Annotated in this window: 14 protein-coding genes; 8 read left to right on the top strand and 6 right to left on the bottom strand. The window is 63.2% G+C overall.

Translation table 11 applies throughout. The features are described 5' to 3' along the window. Positions 1–746: 746 nt before the first annotated feature. The 4 genes from IAG25_RS33935 to metX are packed head-to-tail and all read right to left on the bottom strand — an operon-like array spanning position 747 to position 4,740. The gene (locus IAG25_RS33935; RefSeq protein ID WP_187608780.1) at positions 747–1,661 is read right to left on the bottom strand and encodes a M48 family metallopeptidase; all 915 of its coding nucleotides are present in this window, start codon (positions 1,659–1,661) and stop codon (positions 747–749) included. Then, on the bottom strand, positions 1,658–2,944 hold the full coding sequence (locus IAG25_RS33930; RefSeq protein WP_035497361.1) for an AmpG family muropeptide MFS transporter: 1,287 nt from the start codon (positions 2,942–2,944) through the stop codon (positions 1,658–1,660). The genes IAG25_RS33935 and IAG25_RS33930 overlap by 4 nt, the downstream gene beginning before the upstream one ends. 45 nt (positions 2,945–2,989) lie before the next feature. Then, positions 2,990–3,598 carry a methionine biosynthesis protein MetW gene (gene metW / locus IAG25_RS33925; protein WP_035497363.1) on the bottom strand — a complete coding sequence of 203 codons (609 nt, stop codon included), beginning with the start codon at positions 3,596–3,598 and terminating at the stop codon, positions 2,990–2,992. Then, positions 3,595–4,740: a homoserine O-succinyltransferase MetX gene (gene metX / locus IAG25_RS33920; RefSeq protein WP_035497365.1), complete on the bottom strand. Its 1,146-nt coding sequence runs from the start codon at positions 4,738–4,740 to the stop codon at positions 3,595–3,597. Before metX ends, metW begins: the two co-directional genes overlap by 4 nt. Here metX and IAG25_RS33915 point away from each other — a divergent pair. From IAG25_RS33915 to IAG25_RS33905, 3 genes are all read left to right on the top strand, one after another. After that, entirely contained in the window at positions 4,724–4,954 is a 231-nt protein-coding gene (locus IAG25_RS33915) for a hypothetical protein (protein WP_187608779.1), read from the top strand. The genes metX and IAG25_RS33915 overlap by 17 nt on opposite strands. An 80-nt stretch (positions 4,955–5,034) precedes the next feature. Beyond that, on the top strand, positions 5,035–5,316 hold the full coding sequence (locus IAG25_RS33910; RefSeq protein WP_187608778.1) for a type II toxin-antitoxin system Phd/YefM family antitoxin: 282 nt from the start codon (positions 5,035–5,037) through the stop codon (positions 5,314–5,316). Beyond that, entirely contained in the window at positions 5,313–5,633 is a 321-nt protein-coding gene (locus IAG25_RS33905) for a type II toxin-antitoxin system RelE/ParE family toxin (protein WP_187608777.1), read from the top strand. Before IAG25_RS33910 ends, IAG25_RS33905 begins: the two co-directional genes overlap by 4 nt. Here the strand turns inward: IAG25_RS33905 and IAG25_RS33900 are convergent. Together IAG25_RS33900 and argB are read right to left on the bottom strand one after the other, a co-directional pair. Continuing rightward, complete coding sequence (locus IAG25_RS33900) at positions 5,619–6,371, bottom strand: pyrimidine 5'-nucleotidase (RefSeq protein ID WP_035497915.1); 753 nt, start codon at positions 6,369–6,371, stop codon at positions 5,619–5,621. The genes IAG25_RS33905 and IAG25_RS33900 overlap by 15 nt on opposite strands. Positions 6,372–6,434: 63 nt before the next feature. Next, on the bottom strand, positions 6,435–7,334 hold the full coding sequence (argB, locus tag IAG25_RS33895; protein ID WP_035497373.1) for an acetylglutamate kinase: 900 nt from the start codon (positions 7,332–7,334) through the stop codon (positions 6,435–6,437). A 144-nt stretch (positions 7,335–7,478) separates the two neighbouring features. Between argB and IAG25_RS33890 the strand changes: the two genes are divergently transcribed. The 5 genes from IAG25_RS33890 to IAG25_RS33870 all read left to right on the top strand — a co-directional run bounded on the left by IAG25_RS33890 (position 7,479) and on the right by IAG25_RS33870 (position 13,182). Beyond that, positions 7,479–7,700, top strand: coding sequence for a cysteine-rich CWC family protein (locus IAG25_RS33890; protein ID WP_187608776.1), 222 nt, complete (start codon positions 7,479–7,481; stop codon positions 7,698–7,700). Positions 7,701–7,810: 110 nt separating this feature from the next. After that, positions 7,811–9,103: an ATP-binding protein gene (locus tag IAG25_RS33885; protein ID WP_187608775.1), complete on the top strand. Its 1,293-nt coding sequence runs from the start codon at positions 7,811–7,813 to the stop codon at positions 9,101–9,103. Positions 9,104–9,146: 43 nt separating this feature from the next. Beyond that, positions 9,147–9,689, top strand: a complete 543-nt coding sequence (locus IAG25_RS33880; protein WP_035497380.1) for a response regulator transcription factor — start codon at positions 9,147–9,149, stop codon at positions 9,687–9,689. Positions 9,690–10,159: 470 nt separating this feature from the next. After that, the gene (locus tag IAG25_RS33875; RefSeq protein ID WP_187608774.1) at positions 10,160–11,719 is read left to right on the top strand and encodes a methyl-accepting chemotaxis protein; all 1,560 of its coding nucleotides are present in this window, start codon (positions 10,160–10,162) and stop codon (positions 11,717–11,719) included. A gap of 161 nt (positions 11,720–11,880) precedes the next feature. Beyond that, positions 11,881–13,182: a solute carrier family 23 protein gene (locus IAG25_RS33870; protein ID WP_187608773.1), complete on the top strand. Its 1,302-nt coding sequence runs from the start codon at positions 11,881–11,883 to the stop codon at positions 13,180–13,182. Positions 13,183–13,393: the final 211 nt, after the last annotated feature.

The following is a 13,393-nucleotide window of genomic DNA, read 5'->3' as shown; positions in this document are numbered from 1 at the left end:
ATACGAGCTCGAGGCTCAGTCAACTGTCCGGGTTCAAAGCGGTAAGAAGAAGCGGCGCCACCAGCTTTCTTTCGGGCTGCGAGCCCATGTAACACAAACGGGCTACCGCTTCGGGTGAGCGGAGGAGATCAGTTTCCGCCCACCTGGAATCAATATACAAGTAACCAAAGAAAGCAGCTCGCTGAAGCCCGCGGTCACACGCACGTTGGCCATGCTTGCCAGCCCGCGGTGGCCCTCGCCTAAGTGTCGCCCCCAAAGGCCCAACCGGGCTTGGCTCGCGCACGGACTGCAGCTCCAGATGTTTAAGCGCGCTGGTTCAGCACCAGATAGCTTCGGCACAGCGCTACGCGCTGCCGTCGGGGATGCGAGGGAAACCGTCGGTTTACGTATGCAGTGCATTGAGATGGCGGCGTCAGCAAGAAAGCACGCGCACACCCGATTGACCCGTCGGCCGCGAAGCGGGCCGGAGCCGTTTGGTGCTGAACCAGTCTGTTCTGTGGTGCGATGTTTCAGACCGTGCGCGGTCCAAGCCCTTATCTGCTTGTGAGGGCACTCGCTACTGCCGGGCCATTAGGCCAATCGCCTGTGCCGCGGCCGGCGTGAAGTGCTTAGGCTGGGGAAAGCTGTTTCTTTGGTTACTTTCTTTGCAGCAGCAAAGAAAGTGACTGCCGCCCCGCACAGGGGCAGTGCCAATAAACCGACACGAACACAGGCCATCCCTAGAAGCCCAAGCAAACGAAAAACCCCTAACGCCCAGTCTTCTTAAACCGCCCCATGCCCGCATAATTCGGCAACTGATCAATGGTCTTGCCGACCGCCTTAGCATAAAGCGGCATCATATCCGACATGCGTTTGAGCAGATCCTGCCTGCGATCCGGCCCATACGGATGCAGCCAGATGAATCCGACATCCGCGCGCCGCGTTCCCGAATCGATCTTGTTCCACAACGTGACGGCCGCGCGCGGATCGTAGCCCGCGCGCGAGGCGATCTCGCTGCCGATTACATCGGCTTCGGTTTCATCGGCGGGGGAATAGCGCATGGTCAGCAACTCATCGCCGATATCGGACTGTTGCGACGCATAGTTCGAAAAGCCGAACAACTGCGGCGGCGCGCCCGCCGAGAGCTGCGCCGCCTGCTGCCGGCCGAGCCGCTCGCGCGCATGCTCGCGCAACGCGTGTGCGATCTCGTGGCCGATCATCATGCCGATCTCGTTATCGTTCAGATGCAGCTTCTCGATGAGACCGCTATACACGACGATCTTCCCGCCCGGCAGACACACCATGCGCTCCTCGGGCGACTTGATGACATTGATCTCCCACTTCCAGTTCTTCGCGCGATCGTTCCACTTGAGCGCGAACGGAATCTCGTGATTCGCGATATCACGCACGCGCTTCACGAGCGGGTTGCTATCCGGAAGCAATGTCTTCGCGCGCTCAGCATCGAGAATGACCTGCGCGTATTCCTCGGCGGACTGCGCTTCGAGCGTCGCCGGCGGAATCAGATTGCGAAACAGCGCCGTATTGCCGAAGCGGATCTGGTTGTTCGGTGCGGAGTACGGCGGCGGCGTCTTCTGTTCGTCCTGAGCATGCACGGACAAGGGCGCGAGCGACGCCCATGTCAACGCGCAAACCAAGGCGCGAAACTTGAAAGAAACCGTCATCGTTGAGTTCTCCAGGGCGCGATCTTGGGCAACAGTAACATGCCCGGAATGGACAGCACGACGCAGATCATGAAGTACGGAAACCATCCCGTTTCGTTCACGATATAGCCGCTGCCCGCCGCGGCGAACGTGCGCGGCACCGCCGCGAGGCTCGTGAAGAGCGCGAACTGCGTCGCGGTGTAGCGCGGGTCCGTCGTGCTCGCGATGTACGCGGTGAAGGTGGCGAGCGTGAGACCCGTCGCGAAGGTTTCGAAGCCGTACAGCACGGCGAGCGCCGCCGGCGATGGCCCGATCTTCGCGAGCCACGCAAAGCCCAGCGTCGCGATGATCTGCAGCACGCCGAAGATCCATAGCCCGCGCGCGATGCCGATCTTCACCAGCGCGATCCCGCCGAGCAACCCGCCCGCGATGCTCGCCCAGAACGCGACCGCCTTCGCAATCACGCCGATCTGCGCGAGCGAGAAACCGACGTCGATAAAGAACTTCGTGGCGAGCGCGGTCGCCATCGTGTCGCCGAGCTTGTAGAGGAAGATGAAGCTGAGCACGAGCAGCGCCGCGCGCCAGCCATCGCGTGTGACGAACTCGTGAAACGGCTCGACGATCGCCTCGCGCAGATTCTTCGGCGGCGCGCCGTGAATCTCCGGCTCCTTGACGACGAGCGTCATGATGAGACCCGGCAGCATGAACGCAGCGGTGATCAGAAACACGGTCTTCCACGGCAGGACGGTCGCGAGAATCAGGGACAGCGAGCCGGGCACGAGGCCCGCGACCTTGTACGCATTGACGTGAACCGCATTGCCGAGTCCTTGCTCCGTATCGGCGAGCAGTTCGCGGCGATACGCATCGATGACGATATCCTGACTCGCGCTGAAGAACGCGACGAGCGCGGCCACCGCCGCGACGGCCCACAGATTCCGTTCAGGCGAGAAGAACCCGAACGAGCCGATCGCCACCATCACGAGCACTTGCGTGACGAACATCCAGCCGCGCCGTCGGCCGGGACTCCAGCCCGGAAAGCGCGGAATGTAACGGTCCATCAGCGGCGACCAGACGAACTTCCACGTGTACGGCAACCCGATCAGCGCGAAGAGGCCAATTTCCTTGACGTTGATGTGCGCGGTCGTCAGCCACGCCTGCAGCAGGCTGTAGAGCGTGAAGAGCGGCAATCCGGACGTGAAGCCGAGAAAGACGCAAATGAGGATGCGCTTGTTGAGAAACGCGCGCCATCCGGGATGTTCTTCGTGAGCAGTTAGAGCGGGCGCCTCGTGTGGCGTATCGGGCATGTCGTATAACGGGCAGTTGTCGATGCGCGAGCGCGCCGGTCATCGTTACCGGCGCTTCACGCGATAGACCGCAAGACTACCACGCCAGTTTGCGCCCCAACGGACCGGCTGGCCGTCGTGCAACACCACGCGGTCCAGAATCTCGAGGCCCACCTCCGGTGCGAGCGCCTCGAAATCCTTGATCGTGAGCACGCGCACGTTCGGCGTGTTGTGCCATTGATAAGGCAGCGATTTCGACACGGGCATGCGCCCCTGAATCACAGACAGCCGATGTTGCCAGTATCCGAAATTCGGAAACGACACGATGCATTGGCGCCCGACGCGCACCGTCTCGCGCAGGATCGCGGCCGTTTGATGAATCGTCTGCAGCGTTTGCGACAGCACCGCGAAATCGAAGCTGTCGTCTTCGAAGAGGCGCAAGCCGTCTTCGAGATTTTGCTGGATCACGTTCACGCCTTTTTGCGCGCACGCGAGCACGCCGGCATCGTTGATTTCGATGCCGTAGCCCTTCACTTCGAGTTCTTCGCCGAGCAGCGAAAGCAGCGAGCCGTCGCCGCAGCCGAGATCGAGCACCGTCGAGCGCGGTTCGACCCAGCGGGCGATCGCCCGAAAGTCCGAGCGCAGCGCGAGCGAATCGAGAGTGTGCTGGTTCATGCGCCGATCTCCGTGGCAATGCGTTCGTAATAGGCGCGCATGAGATTGTGATAGCGCGCGTCGTCGAGCAGGAAGGCGTCGTGGCCGTGCGGCGCATCGATTTCCGCGTAGCTCACCGTGCGCTTGTTGTCGAGCAGCGCCTTCACGATTTCGCGCGAGCGCGCGGGCGCGAAACGCCAGTCCGTCGTGAAGCTGGTGATCAGATATTTCGCGCTGGTATTGGCGAGCGCTTTGGTGAGATCGCCGTCGAATGCTTTGGCGGGATCGAAATAATCGAGCGCGCGCGTGATGAGCAGATACGTGTTCGCATCGAAGTATTCGGCGAACTTGTCGGCCTGATAGCGCAGATACGACTCCACTTCGAACTCGACATCGAAGTTGAAGTTGTACGCATCGAGCGCGCCCTCGGCACGGCGTAGCGCGCGGCCGAATTTCACGGCCATGTCGTCGTCCGACAGATACGTGATGTGGCCGATCATCCGCGCGACGCGCAAACCGCGGCGCGGCTTCACGCCGTGCGCGTAGTAATCGCCGCCGTGGAAATCCGGATCGGAGAGAATCGCGGAGCGCGCGGTTTCGTTGAACGCGATGTTCTGCGCGGAAAGCTTCGGCGTCGATGCCACGACGATGCAATGCGCGAGCCGCTCCGGATACATCATGCTCCACGCGAGCGCCTGCATGCCGCCGAGGCTGCCGCCCATCACGGCCGCGAAGCGCTCGATGCCGAAGCGGTCCGCGAGACGCGCCTGCGCGTTCACCCAGTCTTCGACCGTGACGACCGGAAAGCTCGCGCCGTACGGCCTGGACGTCGCGCCGTCGATGCTCATCGGTCCGGTCGAGCCGAAGCACGAGCCGAGATTGTTCACGCCGATCACGAAGAAGCGGTTGGTGTCGAGCGGCTTGCCGGGACCGACCATGTTGTCCCACCAGCCGACGTCCTTCGGGTTATCCGCGTGAATGCCCGCGACATGATGCGACGCGTTCAGCGCGTGGCACACGAGCACGGCATTCGAGCGCGCGGCGTTGAGCTCGCCGTACGTTTCGACGACGAGCTCGTAGTCGCCGAGCAGCGAGCCGTTCTGCATCTTGAGCGGCTCGGTGAAGCGCAGTGTTTGGGGAGTGACGATGCCGATCGATTCCATCCATTCCGCCTTTGACCAAGCGGCTAAACGGGTGTCGGCGATGCGCGGAAAGACATTGATGGCGCGGCTGACGACCTCTTTAGCCGCATTTATAGTGAACGCCCGTGAATCATCACTGAGGTTCGCGCGCCCGCAATCGAGTCAGCAAATCGGCGCGTCGTTGATGTTCGAGAAAATCTCGTTAGCGATGAAGTATAGCGGAAAACGTAATTAAGCCGCCATTTGCACGGTCTTGGATGCGGCCCGCTTTTACGTCTATATTGTCAAATCGTCTCGTCTTGCCAGGGAACGGAAATGAAACCGAGCCGGGTCAGACCGCTGAGTCATCTGAAGAGCCGTGCGGCCGAGATGATCCGCAATATCGTCGAGAGCCGCGAGCCGATGCTCATCACGCAGAACGGCGAGGGCAGGGTGGTCGTGCAGGACGCGCAGTCGTACGAAGATCTGCATCAGACGCTCGCCTTGCTGAAGATTCTGGCGATGAGACAGAAGATCATCGAGGCCGGCCAGTGCATGAGCGCGGCCGATCTGTTCGCCGAGATCGAGCGCCTGGACCACGAAGAAGGCGTCGAATGAAGATCGTCTTTCTCGATCCCGTGCGCCAGGATTTGCACGACTTCCGGCGCTACGTCATCAACAAGTTCGGCGGCACCGCGTGGGCCGCGACGCGCAACAAGTTCGCCGATACGATCGCCGAGATCGAAGCCGCGCCGCGCAATGGCTCGACGCCGCCGGAACTCATCGACTTCCGCATGTCGGGCTACTACGAAGTCGCGAGCGGCACGAACCGCATCATCTATAAGGTCGATGGCGACACCATCTACGTGCATCTCGTCGTCGATGCGCGCTCGGACCTCGAAGACATTCTCGCGCGGCGGCTATTTCGAATGTAGGCGCCGCCCATGCGATGACGTCAGCGCGCGGAGCGACCGCACCGTGCGATCCACGTAATGCGGCCTGCCGATGCCCGGCATGCGCACCGACATTCCGCCGCTCGACGTCTTCGCAACCGGCAGATGCCCGACGATCCACACCGTGCGAATCCCCAGCCGCCGATAGCTTTTCAGATGACCGCGCGTGTCCTCGACGAGAATCGCGTCTTCGAGACGAACGTGCGCGCGACGCATCGCACGGCGAAGCATCGGCGCGTCGGGTTTCGCGCGCCAGTGAGCGCCCTCGCGCATGTCCTCGATCGCGATCACGCGTTCGAACAGCTTCGCGATGCCAAGTTCGGCGAGCACCGTGCGCGCGTAGAGCGTCGGCGCGTTGGTGAGCACGATCTTGCGGCCGGGCAGCGCGCGCAATATCCGCGTGAGACCGCGTTCGGCGCGCAGCATCGACGGCAGATCGGCGAAGGTGTGAACCTCGCGCAGGAAGTCGGCTGGATCGACGCCGTGATGCCGGACGAGCCCGAGCAGCGTCGCGCCGTAACGCACCGTGTAGCCGACGCGCAGCCGGTTCGCTTCGTCGATATCGACGTTCAGGCGATCCATGATGTATTGCGTCATCCCGCGATTGATCGCCGGGAAAACCGCGTGCGACGCGTGATGCAGCGTGTTGTCGAGATCGAAGAGCCAGACGGGGCCGCGCGTTTTCACGCGGCGTCGGCGGGACGGGCGATGCGGACTCATATCAGCGTTGCACCAAAAGAAACGCCCGCGCATCGGCGGGCGTGAGAAGCGAAAAAATGACGTTCAATGCGAGCGGATCATCGTGCCGAACGGCTGCTCGGTCAGGATTTCAAGCAGCACCGAATGCTCGATGCGGCCATCGATGATGTGCACCGAGCGCACGCCGCTCTTCGCTGCATCGAGCGCGGAGGAAATCTTCGGCAGCATGCCGCCTGAGATGGTGCCGTCCGCGAAGAGGGCGTCGATCTCGCGCGCGGAAAGATCGGTCAGCAGATTGCCTTCCTTGTCCATCACGCCGGGGATGTTCGTCATCATGACGAGCTTTTCCGCATTCAGCACGACGGCGAGCTTGCCCGCGACGAGATCCGCGTTGATGTTGTACGAGAGGCCGTCCTCGCCGAAACCGATGGGCGAAATGACCGGAATGAACGCGTCGTCCTGCAGCGCCTTCACGACGGCCGGGTTGATCGACTCGACTTCGCCGACCTGTCCGATGTCGATGAACTGGCCCGGATTGTCGCGGTCCGGCATCAGCAGCTTGCGCGCGTGAATCAGGCCGCCGTCCTTGCCCGTCAGACCGACCGCCTGGCCGCCGAAGTGATTGATCAGCGTGACGATGTCCTGCTGCACCTCGCCGCCGAGCACCCATTCGACGACTTCCATGGTTTCTTCGTCGGTGACGCGCATGCCCTGGATGAAGGTGCCTTGCTTGCCGATCTTTTTCAGCGCCTGATCGATCTGCGGGCCGCCGCCGTGCACGATCACCGGATTGATGCCGACGAGCTTCAGCAAGATGACGTCGCGCGCGAAGCCTTGCTTCAGGCGCTCTTCGGTCATGGCATTGCCGCCGTATTTGATCACGACCGTCTTGCCGTGATATTGACGGATATAAGGCAGCGCCTCGGCCAGAATTTCAGCCTTCAGGGTAGGCGCGATTTGCGTGAGGTCGGGTTGCTCGGACATGGCGGCAAATGGGGCGAGGAGCGTTTAAACACGCCGAATTGTACAGGACCGACGCATCGCGGCAGGACGAATTGCCGCGGCGGCGCGACGTTTTCCGGCGAGCGGGCCGACATGCGATCATCGTTCGGACGGATTGATGACAAGATGATGAACGCATCCTCTGAAACGAACGAAAGGGAAGCGCCGGGCTCGCTGGTTTGCGTGCGCTGCGGCGCATCGTTTCGCTGCGGCATGCTCGCGGGCGATGCGGCCTGCTGGTGCGCGGCGCTTCCCGCGTTGCCGCTCGACCGTCTGCGGCCCGACGTGAGTTGCCTGTGTCCGGCGTGTCTCGCGGCGGAAATCGGGCGCGGGGCCGCGCTCGATTAGCAGACCACGCGACCCGGGGTGCGACAAATCGTGCCAGATGCGGCTCGAAGCCCGATGCAAGCGGGATAATGTCGCGGGAAGCGTAACCACGCCGTCAAGCACTCAACGAGATGCATCGCATAACCAATACCGGTCGGGTCAATCTCGGTCACCTCTTCTGGCTTCGCTCGCTCGCGATCATCGGCCAGTTGACGACCATCGCCGTCGTGCAGATTTTCTTCGGCGCGAAGCTCCCGCTGCCCGCGATGCTGCTCGTCATCGCGCTGGAGATGATGTTCAACGGCCTCACGTGGCTGCGCGTCGCGCGGGCGCGGCCGGAGACGAATCTCGAACTGTTCGGCCAGATGTGGGTCGATCTCGGCGCGCTCTCGGCGCTCCTGTTCCTCTCCGGCGGCGCGACCAATCCGTTCGTCACGCTTTATCTGCCGTCGCTCGCGATCGCCGCCGCCGTGCTGCCCTGGACGATGATGGCCTGCCTCGCGCTCTTCGCGGTCGCCTGCTATGCGCTCCTCAGCTACAACTACGTGCCGCTCAATATCGAAAATCCGGCCAATCTCTTCGATTATTTCCGCACGGGTCTGTGGGTCAACTTCATGGTGAGCGTGGGGCTGATCGGCTGGTTCGTCGCGCGCATGTCGCGAGCGCTGCGCGCGCGTGACGCCGCGCTCGCGGAAGCCCAGCAACGTCATCTTCGCGATGAGCGCGCGGTCGCGCTCGGCGTGCAGGCGGCGACCGTCGCGCACGAAATGGGCACGCCGCTTTCGACCATCGCGATGCTCTCCGAGGAATTGCGCGACTCCGCCGCGCACGACAAGAACCTCGCGCCCTACGCCGCGGACTTCGAACTGCTCGAGCAGCAGATGGCGCTCTGCACGTCCGCGCTCGCACGCCTGCGCAGCCGCGCGACGGGTCCGTCGAGCCGACAGGGAATCGACGAATGGCTGTCGAGCTTCATCGAGCAATGGCGTTTGCGGCATCCGCAGGTGAAATTCGCGCAGATCGACGGGACACCCGAAGATGCGTCGATCGACGATGCGGTGGCCGTCGGCCAGATCCTCACGATCCTGCTCGACAACGCCGCGCGTGCGAGCAGCGAATCGGTGACGCTGCAGGCGTCGGCCGAGACCATCGACGAAATGGACTACGTGCGCTTCGACGTGTGCGATCGCGGCCCGGGCATTCCGCCCGCGCTGCGCGCAACGCTGGGCGCGGGCCCGGTCGACAGCACCCAGGGCGGGCACGGCGTCGGGCTATATCTGGCGTTCGCGGCGGCGGCGCGGTTGTCCGGATCGATCGAACTGATCGACGGCAAGCCGCGCGGCACCTGCGCGGTGTTGCGCCTGCCGAACCGCGGCGCGGTCGCGGCGCTGGCGGCAAGAACTGAACGAAGCGGCGCGGCCTGAACTCGAACCCAGGCGCGCCCGATCGGCATTACGGAGAAAAACCATGAGCGATACCAACTTCCTGATCATCGACGACGACGAAGTCTTTTCCGGCATTCTCGCCCGCGGCCTCACGCGACGCGGCTTCACGCCACATCAGGCCCACGACGCCGACGAAGCGCTGAAGCTCGCCAACCAGCACAAGTTCGGGCAAATCACGGTCGATCTTCATCTGGGCAACGATTCCGGGCTGCGGCTCGTCGCGCCGCTGCGTGACCTGCAACCGGATGCGCGCATTCTGGTGCTGACCGGCTACGCGAGCATCGCGACGGCCGTGCAGGCGGTGAAGGACGGCGCGGACAACTACCTCGCGAAGCCGGCGAACGTCGAGTCGATTCTCTCCGCGCTCCACGAGCAGGCGAGCGAGCAGACGGCGGAGGAAGCGATCGAGAACCCGACGCTGCTCTCAGTCGCGCGGCTCGAATGGGAGCACATTCAGCGCGCGCTCGCCGAGAACAACGGCAATATTTCGGCGACGGCGCGCGCGCTCAACATGCATCGGCGCACGTTGCAGCGCAAGCTGGCGAAAAAGCCGGTGCGGCAGTAAAGCGAGACGACGCCCGGGCGACACTCGGTCGGGCGGCAATTCGATATTGACGGGGAATTGTTTTGGTCGACGCGCTCGGAATACATCGACGATAAAAAACGAGCGCCCAAAAAAAGAACCGCCCAAGCCGGGTGCCAAGGGCGGTAATCGGAGAGTTGCAACAATATGCGCGTACATGGAACACGCATGTAGAAAGCATACGTTGCACGGGTGTACGCCCGAATCAGAAAACTCCCAATTAAGCGTCTGCTTAGTTTCTCTGCCGATGGGCAACAATTGGCAGATTTCTTTCGACGCCGCTTTCGCGGGTCTTTCGTCGATATTTCGACGCTCATCCTCACGCCGTTATCTCCTTCATACGCGCTCAAGAAAAACGAAACGAGCGCCGTAAAGCCACTCTGTGCGCAAACCGGAGTTTGCGCCGCGCCGTCCGCGGGCGTCGTCCGCGGGGCGTGACAGAGGAGACATCGATGAAATGGTTTGACCGCCTGTCCGTGCTCAGCAAGCTGTTGCTGTCTTTCGCGGTCGTGATCCTGTTCTGCGCGTGCGTGGGCGTCACCGGCGTGATTTCGCTCGCGAAGATGAACGGCCTGATCGAGGAAATCGGCCAACGTCATATGGACGGCCTCTATTGGGTCGAGGAAGTCAACAAGCACAAGCTCAACACGGATCTCGCCGCCGCCAACCTCACGTTCGCCGACGACACCGGCAAGGCAAAGCTGAAAGAAGGCATGTCGGCGTCGCTTGACAGCATGCACCGCGCGTTCGAGCTCATGCGCCCGACGATGCACTCCGCCGAAGGCATCGCGCTCTACGACACGGCGAGCAAGTCCGTCGCCGCTTGGGAAGACATCGTGCTGATGCAGATGGGCAAGAAGCCGATGCCGATAGACGTCGATCAGATGGGCCTCATCGCGCGCGCGATCGCCGCGAGCGAAAAGGCGCGCGATTCGCTGGAGCGCCTCGCCGACTTCAAGAGGAAGCGTGCAACCGACGCACGCCGCGACGCGGCATCGGAATACGAAACGATGCGCATCGTCATGCTCGCGCTCGTGTTCGGCGCGATGGTCGCGGGCGCGCTGCTCGCGGTTTTGATCGGACGGCGTCTCTCCGCGCAGCTCGGCGGCGAGCCGGCGTACGCGGCGGACATCGCCGACCGCATCGCGCGCGGCGACCTGTCGACGCGCGTCGACACGCGCCCCGGCGACGAGCGCAGCATGCTCGCGAGCCTCGGCAACATGAGCACGAAGCTCGCGGATATCGTCGGCGGGATTCGTCATTCGAGCGAGTCGATTCTGTTCGCATCGCGTGAAATCGCCCAGGGCAACACCGATCTGTCGCAGCGCACCGAAGAACAGGCGGCGTCGCTGGAGGAAACCGCGTCGAGCATGGAGCAGCTCACGCAGACCGTGAAACAGAACGCGAGCAATGCGGACGAGGCGAGCGGCCTCGCGCGCGGCGCGTCGGACGTGTCGGCGCGTGGCAGCGAACTCGTGGGTGAAGTCGTGGATAACATGCGCGAACTGGCGTCCGGCTCCAAGCGTATGACGGACATCATCGCCGTGATCGAGGGCATCGCCTTCCAGACCAATATCCTCGCGCTGAACGCCGCCGTGGAAGCGGCGCGCGCCGGCGAGGAAGGGCGCGGCTTCGCGGTGGTCGCGGGCGAAGTGCGCTCGCTCGCGCAGCGCAGCGCGATGTCGGCGAAGGAAATCAAGGAACTGATCGAGGCATCGACGGCGCGCGTGGACAGCGGCGCGGCGCTGGCCGAGCGCGCCGGCGCGACGATGGCCGAAGTCACGCACGCGGTCCAGCGCGTGACGGACATCATGGCGCAGATTTCATCGGCGTCGCACGAGCAGAGCGCGGGCATCGAGCAGGTGAACCGGGCCGTCGCGCAGATGGACGAGGTGACGCAGCAGAACGCGGCGCTCGTCGAGCAGGCCGCCGCCGCCGCGGGCGCGATGGCCGATCAGGCGGAGCAACTGAAGAGCGCGGTCGCGGTTTTCGAACTGGGACGCGGCGTCTGAGGCGGAGGGCGGGCGTGACACGTCGCGGGCATGCGACGGCCAAACGGTCGTAATATCGGCTCGCTTGCCACCCGAGAGCACGCTCCGTACACTCGCGCCTGATTTTTCAGATCAAGCGCGCCGCACGGACGGCGCCTCACCGCCGAGAAGGAGCCCCGCCGATGTCCGATTCCTATTTCCCGCGCTGGCCAGTCCAGACGGATGCTCAGGAGGGGCGCATCGTCGCGCCCGACGAGCGCCTCGCCTGGCCGCAGATGATCGCGATGGGCATTCAGCACGTCGTCGCGATGTTCGGCTCGACCGTACTCGCGCCGCTCCTGATGGGCTTCGATCCCAATCTGTGCATCTTCATGTCGGGCATCGGCACGCTGCTGTTCTTCGTGCTGGTCGGCGGCCGCGTGCCGAGCTATCTCGGTTCGAGCTTCGCGTTCATCGGCCTCGTGATCGCCGTGACGGGCTACGGCGGTCATGGCCCGAACATGAACATTCCGGTCGCGCTGGGCGGGATCATCGCGTGCGGCGTGGCTTACACAATCATCGGCCTAATCGTCGCGGCGGTCGGCACGAAGTGGATCGAAGCGCTGATGCCGCCGGTCGTCACCGGCGCGATCGTCTGCGTGATCGGGCTGAATCTCGCGCCGATCGCGGTGAAAGCCGTGATGGGCAGCAGCTTCGAATCGTGGATGGCGCTCGTCACCGTGCTGTGCGTGGGCGGCGTCGCGGTGTTCGCGCGCGGCATGGCGCAGCGCCTCCTGATTCTGATCGGCCTCGCGATCGCGTACGTCATCTATGCCGTGCTGACCAACGGCATGGGCATGGGCAAGCCGATCGATTTTTCGATCGTCGCGAACGCCGCGTGGTTCGGCATGCCGCACTTCACCGCGCCCGTGTTCGAAGCCCCGGCGATGACGCTGATCGCGCCGGTCGCGATCATTCTGGTGGCGGAGAATCTCGGGCACATCAAGGCCGTCGGCGCGATGACGGGCAAGAGCCTCGACAAGTACATCGGCCGCGCGTTCGTCGGCGACGGGCTGGCGACGATCGTCTCCGGTTTCGCCGGCGGCACCGGCGTGACGACGTACGCGGAGAATATCGGCGTGATGGCCGTCACGAAGATCTATTCGACGCTCGTGTTCGTGATCGCGGCGCTGTTCGCGATCGTGCTCGGGTTCTCGCCGAAGTTCGGCGCGGTGATCCAGACGATTCCGGGCCCGGTTCTGGGCGGCGTTTCCATCGTCGTGTTCGGCCTGATCGCGGTGACCGGCGCGCGCATCTGGGTCGTCAACAAGGTGAATTTCTCGGATAACCGCAATCTGATTGTCGCGGCCGTCACGCTCGTACTCGGCACCGGCGATTTCACGCTGAAGCTCGGCGGGTTCGCGCTCGGCGGCATCGGGACGGCTACGTTCGGGGCGATCATTTTTTATGCGCTGTTGCGACGGCGCGGCGGCGGCGTCATCTGATGCCTGAACTCACGCGCGCCCCGTGGCGCGCGTGATGCTTTTAGGCAGGCATATTTGCTTCGTAGTATTAATCAGACATCTTCGGAATTTTCGGCTGTTGCGTCTATAAGCTGCTCGCTAACATCCGCATCATCCATGGCACAGAATGCCGTTTCCTTGAGAGAGCCGTGGTGATTAGTTCGGAATGCGAATAATGATAAACAGGTTGAAA

The sequence above is a fragment of the Caballeronia sp. EK genome (genome assembly GCF_014384845.1).
In the GTDB taxonomy this organism is placed as follows: Bacteria; Pseudomonadota; Gammaproteobacteria; order Burkholderiales; family Burkholderiaceae; genus Caballeronia; species Caballeronia jiangsuensis.
This window is presented reverse-complemented; position numbering and strand designations above follow the sequence as displayed.